A 15,424-nucleotide genomic window follows, 5' to 3' on the forward strand; every position below is an offset into this window, starting at 1 on the left:
CGCGGAATCAGATGACGTGATTCTTTCGAGCAAGTGCCGCTTCTGTCGAAGCAGCCTAAGTACAATATCACGAACTGACGTTCGTTGTCAACGGTAAGTCTTTCATATCATCACCGGAAATGACTCCGGAATGCCAACGGCATTCGGCAAAAACCGACACGAATTGGCGGATGAAAACCATCGAGACCGCTGCGCTTCACGGCAGCACCGCTTGAAGCGGCGAGAGATAATATATCATGTACTCCAGACTATCGTCAAGTATAAAGAATCAACGCCACCTCAACATCAGCCTTACCATCAACACTCGAGCGTCTACTCACTCCATCTGTTCCACACGCGTTCATGACGTACTATAGATGTAGATGAAAGAAAAACTGTATTTCTAAAATTTATTTCTAAAATGGCGCCAAAGAAACCAAAGAACTGCACCGAATTTGAAGAAGCAAAGGAGGACCTGAGTATAAACGTCATACTTTGCGACAAAGCACTCCAAATGGTGCCTCGTAGAACAGATTCATGCGATTTTGTCGATGAACCCCTTGACTCAGATAAATTATGCGTGGTATCTTACTGATTGCGCATTGCGAGACTGTGTTCTTGCAACGAGCGGAGGGGTACCAAAGTGGCCAACTGGGGCGGACTGTAAATCCGTTGCGAAAGCTTCGAAGGTTCGAATCCTTCCCCCTCCACCATCTGTGAATCTTTCCTCCTCGACGTATGTTTCTGTACTCGATTGGAAAGCATGAGCAGCGTATCTGTGGTGAGTGTGGCGAAGGGGTTAACGCACCGGATTGTGATTCCGGCATGCATGGGTTCGATTCCCATCACTCACCCCACGCTGGGGAATAGCCAAGCGGTAAGGCAACGGTTTTTGGTACCGTCATGCGAAGGTTCGAATCCTTCTTCCCCAGCCAATGTGCCCTTAGCTCAGCTGGATAGAGCGTTTGACTACGAATCAAAAGGTCGGGAGTTCGAATCTCTCAGGGCACGCCAATTCTGGGGGTATAGCTCAGCTGGGAGAGCACCTGCCTTGCAAGCAGGGGGTCGTCGGTTCGAATCCGTCTACCTCCACCACATTCCTCGATAGCTCAGCGGTAGAGCATCCGACTGTTAATCGGAGGGTCGTAGGTTCGAATCCTACTCGGGGAGCCAATTTGGCCCCATGGTCAAGCGGTTAAGACACCGCCCTTTCACGGCGGTAACGCGGGTTCGAATCCCGCTGGGGTCACCACTTGTTCGACTTTATCATCAACGAGTCAACCAAGTTGTTCATATAGATTGAGAAGACAGTTGATGAGTTTGGACGTTTAGCTCAGTTGGGAGAGCATCTGCCTTACAAGCAGAGGGTCGGCGGTTCGAGCCCGTCAACGTCCACCATAACGCGGGGTGGAGCAGTTGGCAGCTCGTCGGGCTCATAACCCGAAGGTCGCAGGTTCAAGTCCTGCCCCCGCAACCATTTGGCTCGGTAGCTCAGTCGGTAGAGCAGAGGACTGAAAATCCTCGTGTCGGCGGTTCGATTCCGTCCCGAGCCACCATTGATTATGGCGGCGTAGCTCAGCTGGTTAGAGCACACGGTTCATACCCGTGGCGTCGGTGGTTCGAATCCACTCGCCGCTACCAAATACCAATAGGCACAGTGTGTATCGATGTGTAATTCATCGCTACACACTGTGCCTATTTTCTTTATCCCATCGTTACTACCTTCAAAGGCGTGAGGGGATTCCCACATAGCGTCGCACACCCTCATGTTTTTCGCCTGTGGGACAAGCAGCCAATCGAAGGAGGGGTAGTTCGGTGGTTTTCTTGTCCCACAGGCTTGCTATAAGGTAATCAAAAACGACACACTATGGTACTGGCGCTTGTCTCGTCAGGCAATTGCTTAAAGCGGAGGTCAGGACGTGCGCAACTGTGTTCGGAACACTGTGATGGCTTTGCCACCGACAAACACTTCCATGTCGGGCGTTACCTGCACCAGAATGCGCCCAGGTCGTCCGACGCTCCAGCCTTGTTCAAATACGTAAGATCCAGGTTGCACAACGCCCGTATGTACCAACATTGCTCCTAGAGCGCCACTAGCTGTCCCCGTGTGCGGATCTTCGTTGACGCCGACCGCTGGCGAAAAGTCGCGCGCGTGCACCGTCGACCCCTGCTCCACCGTCTCCATCGTGTACACATGAACAGATGCAGCGCCCAATTGCCGGCAAATAGCAGCCAGTCGGTCAAACTGCGGCGCCAGTTGTTGAAGGGTCGCCAAATGCCGCAGCGGTACCAAGATATCCCACAACCCGGTATAAGCCAATTGAAAAGGCAGCGCTACGTCGATGTCCTCCTCGCGCACTTGCAAAGCGTTCACTACAGCACGTTGTAGGTCTTCAGCAAGAGCGCGAAATGTCGGATCCGCTTGACGCATCCACGCAGTTCCATCCGCCTCAAGACGCATCGTTAACCCACCAACAAGAGTCTCTACGACAATCTCTCCGGTTATGCCGAGCCGTGCTTGCAGCGTATGTAATCCGGCGATTGTGGCATGTCCACACAAATCTACCTCTGTCTCCGGCGTGTAGTAGCGAAACTTGAAACGCCGCGTCTCCAGTTGCTCAATAAATACGGTCTCCGAACAATTTAATTCACGCGCAATCTTTTGCCGAATATCCGATGATATATCGGCGGCATCCATCACGACTCCTGCGGGATTCCCATAGAAGGGCGTCTCCGTAAACGCGTCTACCTGAGAAACTTCAATCGACGACACTTTAATCGACGTCGGCAAACTAACCCCTCATTTCTTTTCGTATAAAGAAAATCATATAAATAAAATATTCAAACAAAATTCGTTCCCCCATCCCTCCACAAAACCGCCAGTCGACGGGATGCACCCCATCGGTACTAGCGGTTCGATCTCCATATCGAGATGACAAGCGCGACAAACAAAACAATGCCAATCATCGCACCGATGTCCGTCATCGGCAGCGACCACAAGGCGGACGGACTTTTCGACAGCACCGACGCGACCATGAGTCCAGCCATAAAAATGCTAAACGCCAACAGGACAATACTGAACGACAAGCGATTGCCAATCCGAATCAACTGGCTTACCATCCGCGTAAGTTCAGGCACTTCGACAGATACCTTCACTTGTCCCTTCGACAACCCCTGGAGAATCGTCCGAAGTTGCTTCGGGAAGTCGGTGGCGAGATCGAACAAGTCCAACACACTTTTGATACCCATTTGCGAAAGCTTTTTCGGATTGAGTCTATCCATCAACAACTTGCGCCCGAACGGTTCCGCGATGTTCAAGATACGAAATGAAGGATTCAACCCCTCGACGACACCCTCAATGGTGATAAGCGTCTTCCCGACGAGTGCCAAATCGGACGGAATCTTAATGCGGTGCTTGTAGGCCACCGCAAACAAATCAGCAGTCGCCTCACCCAGGCTAATTTGCTGGAACGGCACGTCGTAGTATTTCTCCCGCAAACCGTCTACGTCACGGTGCAACTTTCTGTCGTCAATATCCGCCGGTACGACACCCATGCGATAAAGCACTCGAACAATCGCATCGGAATCCCGACGCATCAATCCCACGATTAAGCCGGCCAAATACCGTTTCATCTCCGACGTCAAACGGCCGACCATGCCAAAATCCATGAACAAAATACTGTGATCCGGCAAGACGGCCAGGTTACCCGGATGAGGATCCGCATGAAAAAAACCGTGGATCAACAGCTGATCAAAGACAGCATGAGCTGCCCGCTCAGCGATGAGTCCGGTGTCGTAGCCGGCGTCTTCTAACAGTTGACGATTGGCCAATTTGATACCGCGGACGTACTCCATCGTGAGAACCCTAGTCGTCGTCCAGTCCCAATAAATTTGCGGAACCCGCACGTAGCTGTCGTTCTCATGGATTTTTCGAAGCCTATCCGCGTTGCGCCCTTCAATGGTGTAATTGAGTTCATTGAGTAACGTATAGCGAAACTCCTCCACCACGTCGGTCAATTCGTAGTGTTCCGCCCACTCTAAGTTCCGCTCCGCCAAACGGGCCAAATCCATGAGGATTTCCAAATCGACTTGGATGGTCCGTTCGATATCCGGGCGCTGAATCTTGACGGCCACCTCTTCACCGCCCTGGAGGCGGGCTCTGTGTACTTGGCCAATCGACGCTGATCCGACCGGTTGCTCATCAAACTCCGAAAACAACACATGGATAGGACTGCCCAACTCCTGCTCAATCAACCGCTCGACTTCGTTAAACGGGAACGGCGGCACTTCATCCTGCAACCGGGTTAACTGCTCAATGAGTTCAGCTGGAAAGACATCACCGCGCAAACTCGCCATTTGCCCAAGTTTGATAAACGTCGGTCCCAGTTGCTCAATGACAAGGCGTATGCGCTCATACGTCGTCAGCGAATGTCGCGCTTCTTTACGTTCCGTAAACAGCCGCCGTGGCAAATTCATCACGTCGGCCAGCCCAATCTCGTCGATGAACCACCCGAACCCATTGGCCACGAGAATATGTGCAATGTCCTTGTAACGCGACAAATGTCGTACTCGTTTGCCAAGAATCTGTGGACCGACCATGCCGTACTCCTTCATCTACACGTATTTTCACAGGTTCGTGGAATACACCTTCGTGGCCTATCGCTGCCTCATCCAATCACGATTGTGTTGTATCCGATGACGTCGTCGCGCTCTCCTCGCGCGGCTCCAGCTGCCCAAATCTCGACTCTAATCCTTCTACGCGTGCGGTAAGTCGAGTCACTGCCTCTCGAATAGAAGCCAGCTGGTGCTCCAACCCGGCTGTCTGTTCACGCAGGCCCAAGCGTTCCAGCGCCTTTTGAACCTGGTCTTGAATGTTGTTTTGCAATTCTGTGCGCCCTTGTTCACCCCGCGCTACAAGTTCCTCAATCAAGGCTCGTGTCTGCTCCGGGGTGAGCTTGCGCTTCTCTGCCCACTGTTTTGCCGATTCCGTAATTTTTTCGCGGCTGAAAGACATCAGGCCCACGCCGAGATCAACCATCTTGCGAATTGTATCGTCCATGACTGACACCTCGTTTCGGGGATTTACTTCCCCATAGTGTACCACTTCCGTTGCGCTTGCATGAAGCTGGCGGCCAGCCTCTACAGGGTGCTCTCCGGTATCATGTACCATTCTCGCCTATTGCACCGCTTGCAGGCGAGCCACTTCCACTTCCGTCAACTTGCGGTACGCACCGGGCAAAAGATCTGAATCGAGTACCAAAGGCCCCATTTCCAAGCGTTTCAGGAAAGTGACAGGCTTGCCAAGTGCCATCAGCATACGCTTAACTTGATGATACTTTCCTTCGTAAATCACGATTTCCGCGACAGACGTCTGCCCACGCTCCACAATCATTAATTCTCCAGGCAACGCCTGATACCCGTCCTCAAGGATGACCCCGTTTGCAATTGCCTGCACATCTTCCTCGCCCAGTTCCCCTTGCACGTGAATCAAATATCGTTTGGGTACGTGATGCCTCGGCGACAACAGACGATGGGCCAATTGGCCATCATTGGTCAAAAGCAGCAAACCTTCGGCATCCTTATCCAATCGTCCCACGGGGAATACGTCAAAATGCGCATCCGCTTCGTCCAACAAATCCGTCACAACCGAATCCCGCACGTCTTCCGTCGCACTGAGGACGCCTTGGGGCTTATACATCATAAAATACGCGAACGCCGTATAAATGACTGGTTCTCCGTCCCATGTCACGACATCCTTCCCAGGCACGACATGCTGACCCGCGTCCTTAACAATCACACCGTTGACCTCAATGCGGGTCGCGCGAATCGCCTTTTTGACTTCCGTCCTCGTACCCATACCAGCATTGGCCAGCCACTTATCCAAACGAATGGCTTTCACAGCGTACGTCCTTTCTGAACCCATTTCTTCCATTTCTCATACCGACTTCGCTACTTCATCCGCAACTCAGGTATACCTGACCGCCAGCCATCAGCAAGTGCCAGACAACTTTGCAAGACGTCCAATACGGCTTTCGATTTTGGGACGCGCCCGAACAAGAGATCGTTTAATAAGGAAATCGACAAATCAGGGTGCACCCTGTCCACCAATTCCAAGGCGTCACCTGCAGCGATGACCCCTGGCGCACGTACGCGAAGATACCAGCCTGTCCGGCCAGTCTTCCGCACGCTATCCGTCAAGGATGGCGCTTGCCAACGCTCAGAAATTTTCCAACATGGTGTACGCGGCTGCGATACTTCAACCAGCACGTTCCCGATGCGATAGACGTCCCCTACACAAACCGTTTCCTCATTCAATCCAGCGACCGTTAAATTTTCCCCAAACCCGCCAGGAGAAAACGATAGATGTGGGTATTCCGCTGCCCACGCGCGATAGTGCTCCTGGGCGTACACCAAAACGGCTTTGTCGACACCACCGTGATGTTTTCGATCCGCCTGCGCATCTCCCTCTATCCCGCTCCGCTCGACAATCACAGGGCGATTTACCGGCTGTTTGTAAAATGCCGTACTCCACGTCTTCCCAACGTCGCCATAGCGGTGCATGACGTAAGATTGGATTTGTCCAACTTGAATAGAAATAATCTGGGCCTTCATCTCTTCCACCCCTTCTCACCGTCGGGTTTGTCACTATGGCTACACAATACCAGAAATGCCCGGTAACAAAATACGAATTGGAAACAAAAATACCTCTGTCATGTCTGTTTACAGATTCTTCCGTACATACTGAAAAAACATGGATGAATCGAGTCGCACGCGAATTTTTATGGAAATTACAATTAAGGATGCCTTTTTTCCAATGATGTGTGTATAATAGGAACAATCATTTTCGAAGAACGGTGAGGAGGTAGCGTATGGACAGAGTCCAGTTTCATCTTGATCGCCTTTTATTTGAAAAGAATATGAAGATCCCGGATTTAGTAGAAAAGAGTGGCGTGAACAAGAATACGCTTTACGCCATCAAAAAGAATATGATTTCTCGTGTTGATTTAAAGGTGTTACAAAACATTTGCGACGCATTGGGCTGTTCCTTGTCTGATTTGATGAGTTACGTGCCGCAAAGCGTCTCATCATCTCGCGAAGGTGTACTGTTTGTATTGTCCGGGCCATCCGGGGCTGGAAAAAATACACTGATTAACTCGTTGAAACAAAATTACGATCTCGGCCTGACCTTTATCCCATCATTCACCACGCGCGCCATGCGCCCGGGCGAGGTCGAAGGAAATCCATACTTTTTCGTGTCACTGAAAGACTTTGAGCAAATGGCCGCTCGGGGAGAATTTCTGGAACACGAAATCATTCATGGAAATTACTATGGGACGCATCTGAAGACCTACGAAAAAACGTTGCGCGACGGCAAAGATGTAATTAAGGACATCGATGTCAACGGTGCGCTCAACTTAAAGAAGACGTTCCCAAACAATATCGTACTTATTTATGTTCGCCCGACGGTTTTAAATGAACTTGAAGATAGATTACACGGTCGGGGTGACGCCGACGAAGACATCCGCCGCCGCCTTGAACGCCTAAAGTATGAAGAATCACTCAGCGACCAGTTCGACTTTTTGATATTCAACGACGATATTCCGACGGCGACGGCCGAATTGGCGCAGATTATCAAGACTTATACCAAACGCGGTGATACGCGTGACGTACGTAACCAAAATCGCGTGGAAACCACATACGCACAAAAGGCGAAATAAGCACAAAGTCCGCATATAAAGCATACACTTGCGCGGTAGGGAGAGAGTCACGATGCATACGCTGCTGATTGTGTGTTTGGTGCTGCTCGGCATCTTGATTGTACTAATGGGCATTATTGCATTCGTCGCACTGACCATTTATTGGACCATCGAACCTATTTTAGGGGCGCTCGGTAAGGTATCCACCGGTATTGATATCTTTAAATTTATCTACCATCGCGTGCAAAAGTGGCGGGATAGGCGTCGGCGTCGGCGGGGCTGAAATCAATTCTCGAGATGCTTCGCGATTGGACAAGCGGTATACGCGGACTACTCCGTCTCTCCCCACAAGGCAAGATGTTGTTCAATGCGTTGTCGAATCCGCGCGAGACATGTCTCAGGCTCTTTAGCGAACACGATATTCCCATCGACGTAGGCGTAGGCATTGTGCGCGCACAACCCACATTGACTCAAACACTCGGTACGCAAGATGGTTACGCCTGGATATATTCCCTCTAACGCCTCCAAATCCAATAGACTGATAGGATTACTGTCGCAAACTTCAACAAGTACGATGTCCATCTGGGTCCCCTCGCGTGTCAGAGATGATTCGTCTAATTCACGTTTCATCATACCTCCTTATACGGGCTATCGCCAAAATTCGAGCAGACGGGATGCATCAGTGGTCAACCATTGCGTTTACACGAGATCTTCTGCATAGTGGCAGGCCACGTGGTGGTCCTTGGCCAGTTCGCGCAACCCTGGCGTCTCTTCGCGGCACCGGTCTTTCACGAATGGACACCGGTGTGCGAACGGGCAGCCCACTCGCCCCTCCAACAAGTTCGGCGCTTCATTCGTCGTCTCCGGCAACGGGATGCTCCAATCGCTCCCCGGCGTCGCCGCGAACATCAGCCGCGTGTACGGATGATACGGTTTCTCCAACAGCCCCGCCGACGGCGCCGTCTCCATTACGCGCCCGCCGTACAACACCATAATCCGGTCGCCAAAGTAGCGGGCTGAGGCGAGATCGTGCGTGATATACAAATACGACAAGTTAAAGTCCCGCTTCAGCTCGTTCATCAACTCCAGGATGCCCGCGCGAATCGACACGTCCAACATCGATATCGGCTCATCCGCCACGATGAACGCTGGGTTCACCGCGAGCGCACGAGCTATCGCCACACGTTGGCGCTGACCGCCAGATAACTCGTGCGGGAACTTCGCCCGAAACTCGTTCACTGGCGTCAGCCCGACACGTTGGAACAAATCCTCTACTTGTTGCGAAATCTCCGCGTGACTGCCTCCACGATATTTCTTCAGGGGAAACATCAAGTGCCGCTCCAACGTGCGCACAGGGTTGAGTGACCCGAACGGGTCTTGGAACACCATCTGCGCCACCTTCCGGTACTTCGTCAGCGCCGTCCCCTTGATGTGTGTCACATCCTGGCCCCCGACTTTCACCGTACCTTCCGACGGTTCCAGGATGCGCACCAGGGAACGGCCGATGGTGCTCTTACCACTGCCCGACTCTCCCACCAGCGCCAACACTTCTCCCTGCTTGATGCGAAAACTCACGTCATCCACTGGTGTGATGAACGTCTGCTTTCCCTTCTGCCGGATTGGAAAACGGATTTTTAAGTGGTTGACTTCGATAAAGTTTGTCTGCTCGGCCATGCCATGTTGCCTCCCTTCACTTCGTCGTACAGGTGACACTCCACCAACGCGTGCGCCAACTGGTGCAACGCTGGACGCACTTGCTTGCACGCCTCCGCCGCAAACGGGCACCGTGGATGGTACGCGCAGCCTTTCGGCAGGTTCAGCAAGTCGGGCGGATGACCGGGTATCCCTTGAATCTCCACCTCTTCGTGTGTGAGCCTGGGGATGGCTCGTAACAGTCCCTCTGTGTACGGGTGGTGCTCTTGGCCAAGTTGCAACGTCTTCGCGTCCGCGTTCTCCACTACGCGCCCCGCGTACATAATCGCCACGCGCTGCGCGAACTCCGCCACCAAACTGAAGTCGTGGCTGATGAACAAAATGGCAAACCCGCGCTGCTTCTGCAACTCCTGAATCTGGTTCAAAATCGACCGCTGCACCACTACGTCCAGCGCCGTCGTCGGTTCGTCCATAATCACCAGCGACGGTTCCAGTGCGATGGCAATGGCAATCACAATTCGCTGACGCATACCGCCCGACAACTCGTGGGGATAACTGCTCAAATACTTCTGGTCAATGCGCACCAGTTTTAGCAGGTCTACCGCCCGCTCCCGCGCCTCTTTATACGACATCGACGGTCGGTGGCTCCGGAACGTATCCACGATTTGCTTCTCTATCGTCATCACAGGGTTCAACGCCGTCATCGCACTTTGGAACACCATCGCCATCTCGCTCCAGCGAAACGTCCGCAGTTCCTTCTTACTCATCGAATAAACGTCCCGTCCGTTCACGCGGATAGTCCCTTTCGTCAACCGGGCGTTATTCTTCATCAGGCGCATGATGGCGTTGGCCATCGTCGATTTCCCTGACCCCGACTCGCCTATCAACCCAACCACTTCGTTCTGGTACACCTTTAGGTTGACATCGCTCACCGCCTGCACGGGTCCAGACACCGAATCGTAGACCACCGATACATCATCAAGCTCCAATACGGGCACTCTTGCGTCCACGGCGTTTCCCTCCTTGTTCCTGGCGTAACCGCGGGTTCGTGATTTGGTCGATACTGAAGTTCATCAAGACCAGGGACAGCCCCACGAGTGCAATGCCAAGCCCCGGCGGCACAAACCAGTACCAAGCGCCATTGAGTAGCGCACCACCCGATTGCGACCAGTACAGCATCGTCCCCCAACTTACCGAGTTCACGCTCTCGAGTCCGAGGAAAGCCAGACCCGATTCTGCCAGAATCGCACCCAAAATCGCGAAAATGATGTTCGACGCAATCACACTTGTCATATTCGGGATAATTTCCGTCACCATGATACGCAGCGACGAGGCCCCCGAAAGTTTCGCCGCCGTCACGAATTCCCGTCCACGCAACGACATTGCCTGCGCGCGAAATACCCGCGCCCCCCAGGCCCAACCGGTCAACCCGATAATCAGCCCGTTCAATAGCGGCGTCGTGCTCTTTACCAACGACTCCACCACAATCAACAACGCCAAACTCGGCAACACAAGGAAAATATTTGAGATAAAGTTGAGAATGTTATCCGTCCAGCCACCGTGATAGCCACCCGTCACCCCGAAAATCAAACCGATGAACGTCGAGATAAGCCCTGCGCCTACCCCCACAATCAGCGTCGCACGCGTTCCGAAGATGAACTGTGAAAAGATATCCTGACCGGTCGTCGTCGTCCCCAACAGATGTTTCGCGCTCGGAGCCAGATTTTGCGTAAAGTTGGTCGACAGCGGGTTATACGGCGCAATCAGCGGTGCAAACACCGCAATCACCACAAACACCAGAAACAGAATCACACCGACAAGCGATTTCCAATTCCCCAAGAACATCCGAAGCATATTTGCGTTTTTACGCCGCTTCGCCACAGGCTCCGCAATCGGTTCTGTCGGTGACGTCATCGATTCCGTCATCATACGGCCGCACCTCCCGTCCGAACGCGTGGGTCAAGTCGGCTATACAGCAAGTCGACAATCAAGTTGGCTAACAGTACCGCCAAAGCAATCACCAGAAACGCGCCCTGAATCAGCGGATAATCCTGCTGTAACACCGCCGCGTTCAGCTGTGCACCAATCCCTGGATACGAGTACACGACTTCCGTCAGAATCGAACCACTTACCACGTTACCGATAGCAATCGCGAAACTCGTAATTTGTGGCAGGATGGCGTTGCGCGCGGCGTACATCATCACCAACCGCATCGGTCGCACACCCTTGGCCTCGGCAAAGGTCACATAGTCTTCACCCAAGGTCAAAATCATATTGTTGCGCATCCCAATCAACCAACCGCTAAACGACCCTAGGAAGATGGTGATGGCCGGGAGTATCCCGTGTCTCAATGCGCTTAGGAAAAACGCCCACGTAAACGAAGGTGGCGTGTCATCTGCATAGCCATGGGCAATCGGAAACCACCCAAACTTAAAGCCGAACACGTATAGCAAAATCAGTCCTGTCCACATATAAGGAGCTGCCTGAACGAATAGCGACGCAATCGGCAACGTCGTGTCGAGCACCTTGCCGCGCCGCCAGGCGATAAGGATACCGAGCCCTGTTCCTGCGAACACCGAAATCAACGTCGTAATACCGACCAACCCCAATGTCCACGGCAAGCTCTGGCCAATGACAGTCGTCGTCGGCGTCGGATAGTAGGTAAACGACAGCCCCCAATTACCGGTCAACAATCCTTTGAGGTACGTCACATACTGCATAAAAATCGGTTGATTGCTAAATCCAAACTGCAATTCCAGTGCGTGCATAGCCTGTGGCGTCAAGTTGTTCGAGAACTTTGCGAACATCGCCTGCGCCGGATCACCAGGCATCATGCGGGGCAAGATAAAGTTGATGGTCACAGCCGCCCACACTGATACGACGAAAAAGATTAAGCGGTTCACCACATATCGCATGATGCTTCCCCTCCACAAGTAACGCGTCGTTACACTTGGTGGTTGGGCGGGGTTCTCGCCCCGCCCAACCACGGCCCAGATTAATTGGTTGGTTTAAGGTGCATAATTACGATGCCAGCTGCCGGCCACGACCAAGGTGCCGGGGAAACATACGGGTTATCCGCACTCGGCCAACCGGTGTAATTCTTGGTGCTGTACTCATACCACGTGCCGCCATAGAATAGTGGGATAGCTGGAAGTTGCTCTGCGGCAATCTTCTCAAACTTATACATTGCCTCTTTTTGCTTCTGTGGGTCAGATGTCGACTCGAATGCCTGGAAAGCGGCGTCCGTCGCCGGATCATCCCACTGCTCGTAGTTCATGCTGCCGTGTGAAGCGTACACGTTCTCGTCGATGTAATACGGGTTCGGGCCGCCTCCCGACGATGCGATGGCCAACTGGAACTTGTGACTCTGCAACGCCGCCTCATACCCTGCGTACTGCATCTGCTGCACGTTCACTTGTACACCCAGCTGTTTCAGGTTCTGCGCGATAATCTGTGCATCTGCGTCCCAGTCGGTCCAACCCGATACCACCGCCAGGTTGAACGAAAGCGGTTGCCCACTTGGCGATACGAAGATGCCACTGCTGTTCTTCTTATACCCTGCACCCTCCAGCAGCTTTTCTGCCTGCGCGGTGTTGTAGGTGAACTTCTTATCTGCTGCCGGCAAATTCGGGTCTATCCAATCCTTGTTCGTCGGCAAAATCGTCGTCGGGCTCGCCACCTGCACATATCCATACTCGCCCTTGTTCGCCAGGTCGTCCCGGTTAATCGCCAAACTCAACGCCTCGCGCACAACCTTTTGGCTAAGAATCGGATCTTTCAAGTTTGGCAACAGGTTGACCACGTTGTTCGGCGGGAACCAGTACTTGTTGTTCGGGCTCTTCGACGCGTAGACTTTGTCGATGTTCTGGATGAACTGCCCTGCCCAATCCACTTCCCCTTGCGCAACAGCCAGGTTCGCACTGTCGTTGCTGTTGTAAGCCGGGAAATTCACTTCCGGAACCGGCACCTTGCCGCCGTAATAATCTGGGTTCGCCTTCATCGTGTAATCCTGCGAGGAGAACTTATCCAGGATGAACGGTCCCGTCCCCACTGGGTTCGGATTCGTATATTTCGCTGGGTTGCCTACCGTCGACCAAATGTGCTCTGGAACGATAGGTTCCTGTTCAATGTACATCGCGAACGGAACGTCTGCCTTCTTGAAAGTGAAGACGACTGTGTCGTCACCTTGTGCCGCGACGTTGGTCAATTCCGACCACACGCCGGAAGTGTCAATCGCCGGATACTTTTTCAACAGGTTGAAGGTGAAGACGACGTCCTTCGAGGTAAACGCCTTTCCGTCTGACCATTTCGCTGCCGTATTTAACTTGACGGTCAACGTTTTGTTGCCGTTACTCCAAGTTGCGGTCTTGCCCAATAACGCGTATTGATTGGAACTGACGAGGCTATCGTAGAATAATGGCTCATAAATAAATCCGAAGGTACCGCCATTCGCGGTGGTTTGGTACTGGAACGGGTTGAAGTTGCGCTGGAAGCTGCCGTACGGCGCCGGAACGATGGTCAACGTTTTGCCTTGCGCTGCCGTGGTCTTACCTGAACCTGATCCGGCAGTGTTTCCGCCATTGGTACTACCGGTTCCACAACCGACGAGAGAAGCTGTCATCAATGCCGCTGCGCCAGTCACGACGCCTACTTTCCATTTGCTATTCATGTATTTGTCCCCCTATCATACTGTCTGACACTGAAGGAAAACCGCTTTTGTCAACCAGCACACCACCTCCCAGAAGGTTCTTTCTATTCAAAATCAAATCAATCATTGCATTCGCTTACATAGGAACTATTTCAAGTGAATGCGCATTCTTTATTCGCGTTCGTAACATCATGCGATGCTCCTTACTGTTCCTCGAATCACCAAGCTCGTCTCCACGGTGATAACACCAGGCGGTTTATTCGTGGTATTCATCAATTCGAGCAATTCAGTCGCTGCACGCTGGCCCATTTTGTCCGTATTCTGCCGTATCGTCGTCAATCCAGGCGACACATAACGGGCGAGTTCAATATCGTCAAAACCGACAATTGAAATCTGTTCTCCAACATGGAGGCCAGCCTCCGATATCGCATTCATCGCGCCGATAGCCATCATATCCGATGCACAAAACACTGCAGTGGGCAATTCCGCCTCGGCAAGCAGCCGACGCATTGCCCGATAACCCGACGTTTCACCGAAGTCCCCTTCGAGTATCCACTCCGGCCGGTACTCGAGCGCGTGCGCCTGCAGCGCTTCTTGATATCCGAGCATCCGATCATGGCCCGGCTTCGTACCAAACCTATCGCCAATAAAAGCAATTTTCCGATGGCCATTGGCGACCAAGTGGTCGACCGCCTGACGCGCACCACCTACGTTGTCTGAGCACAAGTAACTCGCTTTTGGCCCAAACAGATCTAAATCGACTGAAACGGTCGGAATTTGACTGCGAGAAAGCGTCGCCAACCCTGAATTGGTTCTCGGGACACCCAGGAGAAAGAGTCCATCCACATCCCGCTGTTTGGCCCTCGACTCAAAGCCCCGAAACACGCCATCATTGCCCCGATGTTCGGTCAAGAACAACAAATCGTAGCCAGCTTCACCAATGCTGTCCTTAAAACTGGCGATCACGTCGTGCAGGAACGGGTGCCGAAACCCTCGATTTCCGTGGTCTTGAAAGAAGACACCAACCGTCATCGATCTCCTAGTGACCAAGCCCCTCGCCACCGCGTTTGGATGATAACCCAATTCAGCGGTGATCTGCTGGACCTTTTCCCGGGTTCTCGCACTCACGTCCGGATACCCATTCAAGACTTTAGACACCGTGGCCACCGAAACACCCGCTCGTTTCGCAACATCGTAAATCGTGGTCATGGGCAACTTCCTTTGTACACCTTAGTTTCTGCGGTGTATCACGGATACTCCAGCGCCGAATCCCTCTAAACTCCGAAATCGCTTTCGCGAATTTTCGCGTCTAAACGTTTCCTCGCTGTCTGACAAACACATTCTAGTTGAGCGTTTTGCAGATTTATAAGGCCTTGTAGGACAAGGGGTGTGAAGACATGAAAAAGGACTTCACCCCAACCTTCGAGAAGATTTCAAGTGACCAAAC

14 protein-coding genes and 11 tRNA genes are annotated in these 15,424 nt (G+C 52.5%); 13 read left to right on the top strand and 12 right to left on the bottom strand.

What is annotated here, in order from left to right:
* Positions 1-608 precede the first annotated feature (608 nt).
* The 11 genes from J3482_RS18180 to J3482_RS18230 all read left to right on the top strand — a co-directional run bounded on the left by J3482_RS18180 (position 609) and on the right by J3482_RS18230 (position 1,620).
* Positions 609-692: transfer RNA gene (locus J3482_RS18180), tRNA-Tyr, on the top strand.
* Between the two features lie 68 nt (positions 693-760).
* Positions 761-836 (top strand) — tRNA-His (locus J3482_RS18185).
* Positions 837-839: 3 nt separating this feature from the next.
* A tRNA-Gln gene (locus tag J3482_RS18190) sits at positions 840-914 on the top strand.
* 2 nt (positions 915-916) lie between these two features.
* Positions 917-993: transfer RNA gene (locus J3482_RS18195), tRNA-Arg, on the top strand.
* 5 nt (positions 994-998) lie between these two features.
* Positions 999-1,074: transfer RNA gene (locus J3482_RS18200), tRNA-Ala, on the top strand.
* A 3-nt stretch (positions 1,075-1,077) separates the two neighbouring features.
* Positions 1,078-1,152 (top strand) — tRNA-Asn (locus J3482_RS18205).
* A gap of 4 nt (positions 1,153-1,156) precedes the next feature.
* A tRNA-Glu gene (locus J3482_RS18210) sits at positions 1,157-1,231 on the top strand.
* A 70-nt stretch (positions 1,232-1,301) separates the two neighbouring features.
* Positions 1,302-1,377: transfer RNA gene (locus J3482_RS18215), tRNA-Val, on the top strand.
* A 3-nt stretch (positions 1,378-1,380) separates the two neighbouring features.
* Positions 1,381-1,456: transfer RNA gene (locus J3482_RS18220), tRNA-Met, on the top strand.
* 3 nt (positions 1,457-1,459) lie between these two features.
* A tRNA-Phe gene (locus J3482_RS18225) sits at positions 1,460-1,535 on the top strand.
* Between the two features lie 8 nt (positions 1,536-1,543).
* Positions 1,544-1,620, top strand: a tRNA-Met gene (locus tag J3482_RS18230).
* Between the two features lie 271 nt (positions 1,621-1,891).
* Here the strand turns inward: J3482_RS18230 and J3482_RS18235 are convergent.
* The 5 genes from J3482_RS18235 to J3482_RS18255 all read right to left on the bottom strand — a co-directional run bounded on the left by J3482_RS18235 (position 1,892) and on the right by J3482_RS18255 (position 6,591).
* Positions 1,892-2,770, bottom strand: a complete 879-nt coding sequence (locus tag J3482_RS18235) for a PhzF family phenazine biosynthesis protein (RefSeq protein WP_236018375.1) — start codon at positions 2,768-2,770, stop codon at positions 1,892-1,894.
* Between the two features lie 116 nt (positions 2,771-2,886).
* Entirely contained in the window at positions 2,887-4,578 is a 1,692-nt protein-coding gene (locus J3482_RS18240; protein WP_206922880.1) for an ABC1 kinase family protein, read from the bottom strand.
* A gap of 76 nt (positions 4,579-4,654) precedes the next feature.
* Positions 4,655-5,038 carry a phasin family protein gene (locus J3482_RS18245; RefSeq protein WP_206919587.1) on the bottom strand — a complete coding sequence of 128 codons (384 nt, stop codon included), beginning with the start codon at positions 5,036-5,038 and terminating at the stop codon, positions 4,655-4,657.
* A 117-nt stretch (positions 5,039-5,155) separates the two neighbouring features.
* A complete protein-coding gene (locus J3482_RS18250) occupies positions 5,156-5,878 on the bottom strand; it encodes a pseudouridine synthase (protein ID WP_223204334.1) in 723 nt (240 codons plus the stop codon).
* A 50-nt stretch (positions 5,879-5,928) separates the two neighbouring features.
* Complete coding sequence (locus tag J3482_RS18255) at positions 5,929-6,591, bottom strand: MOSC domain-containing protein (RefSeq protein ID WP_206922881.1); 663 nt, start codon at positions 6,589-6,591, stop codon at positions 5,929-5,931.
* A gap of 257 nt (positions 6,592-6,848) precedes the next feature.
* On the opposite strand from J3482_RS18255, the gene gmk reads away from it, so the two are divergent.
* Both gmk and J3482_RS18265 read left to right on the top strand, forming a co-directional pair.
* Positions 6,849-7,697 carry a guanylate kinase gene (gene gmk, locus J3482_RS18260; protein WP_146824853.1) on the top strand — a complete coding sequence of 283 codons (849 nt, stop codon included), beginning with the start codon at positions 6,849-6,851 and terminating at the stop codon, positions 7,695-7,697.
* A gap of 52 nt (positions 7,698-7,749) precedes the next feature.
* A complete protein-coding gene (locus tag J3482_RS18265) occupies positions 7,750-7,959 on the top strand; it encodes a hypothetical protein (protein ID WP_206919589.1) in 210 nt (69 codons plus the stop codon).
* A gap of 47 nt (positions 7,960-8,006) precedes the next feature.
* Here J3482_RS18265 and J3482_RS18270 read toward each other — a convergent pair whose 3' ends face one another.
* The 7 genes from J3482_RS18270 to J3482_RS18300 all read right to left on the bottom strand — a co-directional run bounded on the left by J3482_RS18270 (position 8,007) and on the right by J3482_RS18300 (position 15,186).
* A complete protein-coding gene (locus J3482_RS18270; RefSeq protein ID WP_236018376.1) occupies positions 8,007-8,306 on the bottom strand; it encodes a YuzB family protein in 300 nt (99 codons plus the stop codon).
* A 69-nt stretch (positions 8,307-8,375) separates the two neighbouring features.
* Complete coding sequence (locus J3482_RS18275) at positions 8,376-9,350, bottom strand: ABC transporter ATP-binding protein (RefSeq protein WP_146824946.1); 975 nt, start codon at positions 9,348-9,350, stop codon at positions 8,376-8,378.
* Positions 9,311-10,339: an ABC transporter ATP-binding protein gene (locus tag J3482_RS18280; RefSeq protein WP_146824945.1), complete on the bottom strand. Its 1,029-nt coding sequence runs from the start codon at positions 10,337-10,339 to the stop codon at positions 9,311-9,313. The genes J3482_RS18275 and J3482_RS18280 overlap by 40 nt, the downstream gene beginning before the upstream one ends.
* The gene (locus J3482_RS18285) at positions 10,308-11,258 is read right to left on the bottom strand and encodes an ABC transporter permease (protein ID WP_223204348.1); all 951 of its coding nucleotides are present in this window, start codon (positions 11,256-11,258) and stop codon (positions 10,308-10,310) included. The genes J3482_RS18280 and J3482_RS18285 overlap by 32 nt, the downstream gene beginning before the upstream one ends.
* Entirely contained in the window at positions 11,255-12,244 is a 990-nt protein-coding gene (locus J3482_RS18290) for an ABC transporter permease (protein ID WP_146824944.1), read from the bottom strand. Before J3482_RS18290 ends, J3482_RS18285 begins: the two co-directional genes overlap by 4 nt.
* A gap of 80 nt (positions 12,245-12,324) precedes the next feature.
* Positions 12,325-13,998, bottom strand: coding sequence for an ABC transporter substrate-binding protein (locus tag J3482_RS18295; protein ID WP_206922882.1), 1,674 nt, complete (start codon positions 13,996-13,998; stop codon positions 12,325-12,327).
* 168 nt (positions 13,999-14,166) lie between these two features.
* Positions 14,167-15,186: a LacI family DNA-binding transcriptional regulator gene (locus tag J3482_RS18300; RefSeq protein WP_146824322.1), complete on the bottom strand. Its 1,020-nt coding sequence runs from the start codon at positions 15,184-15,186 to the stop codon at positions 14,167-14,169.
* Between the last annotated feature and the right edge of the window lie 238 nt (positions 15,187-15,424).

It is taken from the genome of Alicyclobacillus suci (assembly GCF_017329615.1).
GTDB classification, from domain to species: Bacteria; Bacillota; Bacilli; order Alicyclobacillales; family Alicyclobacillaceae; genus Alicyclobacillus; species Alicyclobacillus suci.

Bases quoted from the DNA above. Each gene is read 5' to 3' on its own strand.
- J3482_RS18275 (WP_146824946.1), bottom strand. From the start codon at position 9,350: ATGGCCGAGCAGACAAACTTTATCGAAGTCAACCACTTAAAAATCCGT.
- J3482_RS18300 (WP_146824322.1), bottom strand. From the start codon at position 15,186: ATGACCACGATTTACGATGTTGCGAAACGAGCGGGTGTTTCGGTGGCC.
- J3482_RS18245 (WP_206919587.1), bottom strand. From the start codon at position 5,038: ATGGACGATACAATTCGCAAGATGGTTGATCTCGGCGTGGGCCTGATG.
- J3482_RS18290 (WP_146824944.1), bottom strand. From the start codon at position 12,244: ATGCGATATGTGGTGAACCGCTTAATCTTTTTCGTCGTATCAGTGTGG.
- J3482_RS18285 (WP_223204348.1), bottom strand. From the start codon at position 11,258: ATGATGACGGAATCGATGACGTCACCGACAGAACCGATTGCGGAGCCT.
- J3482_RS18295 (WP_206922882.1), bottom strand. From the start codon at position 13,998: ATGAATAGCAAATGGAAAGTAGGCGTCGTGACTGGCGCAGCGGCATTG.
- gmk (WP_146824853.1), top strand. From the start codon at position 6,849: ATGGACAGAGTCCAGTTTCATCTTGATCGCCTTTTATTTGAAAAGAAT.
- J3482_RS18265 (WP_206919589.1), top strand. From the start codon at position 7,750: ATGCATACGCTGCTGATTGTGTGTTTGGTGCTGCTCGGCATCTTGATT.
- J3482_RS18270 (WP_236018376.1), bottom strand. From the start codon at position 8,306: ATGAAACGTGAATTAGACGAATCATCTCTGACACGCGAGGGGACCCAG.
- J3482_RS18240 (WP_206922880.1), bottom strand. From the start codon at position 4,578: ATGGTCGGTCCACAGATTCTTGGCAAACGAGTACGACATTTGTCGCGT.
- J3482_RS18255 (WP_206922881.1), bottom strand. From the start codon at position 6,591: ATGAAGGCCCAGATTATTTCTATTCAAGTTGGACAAATCCAATCTTAC.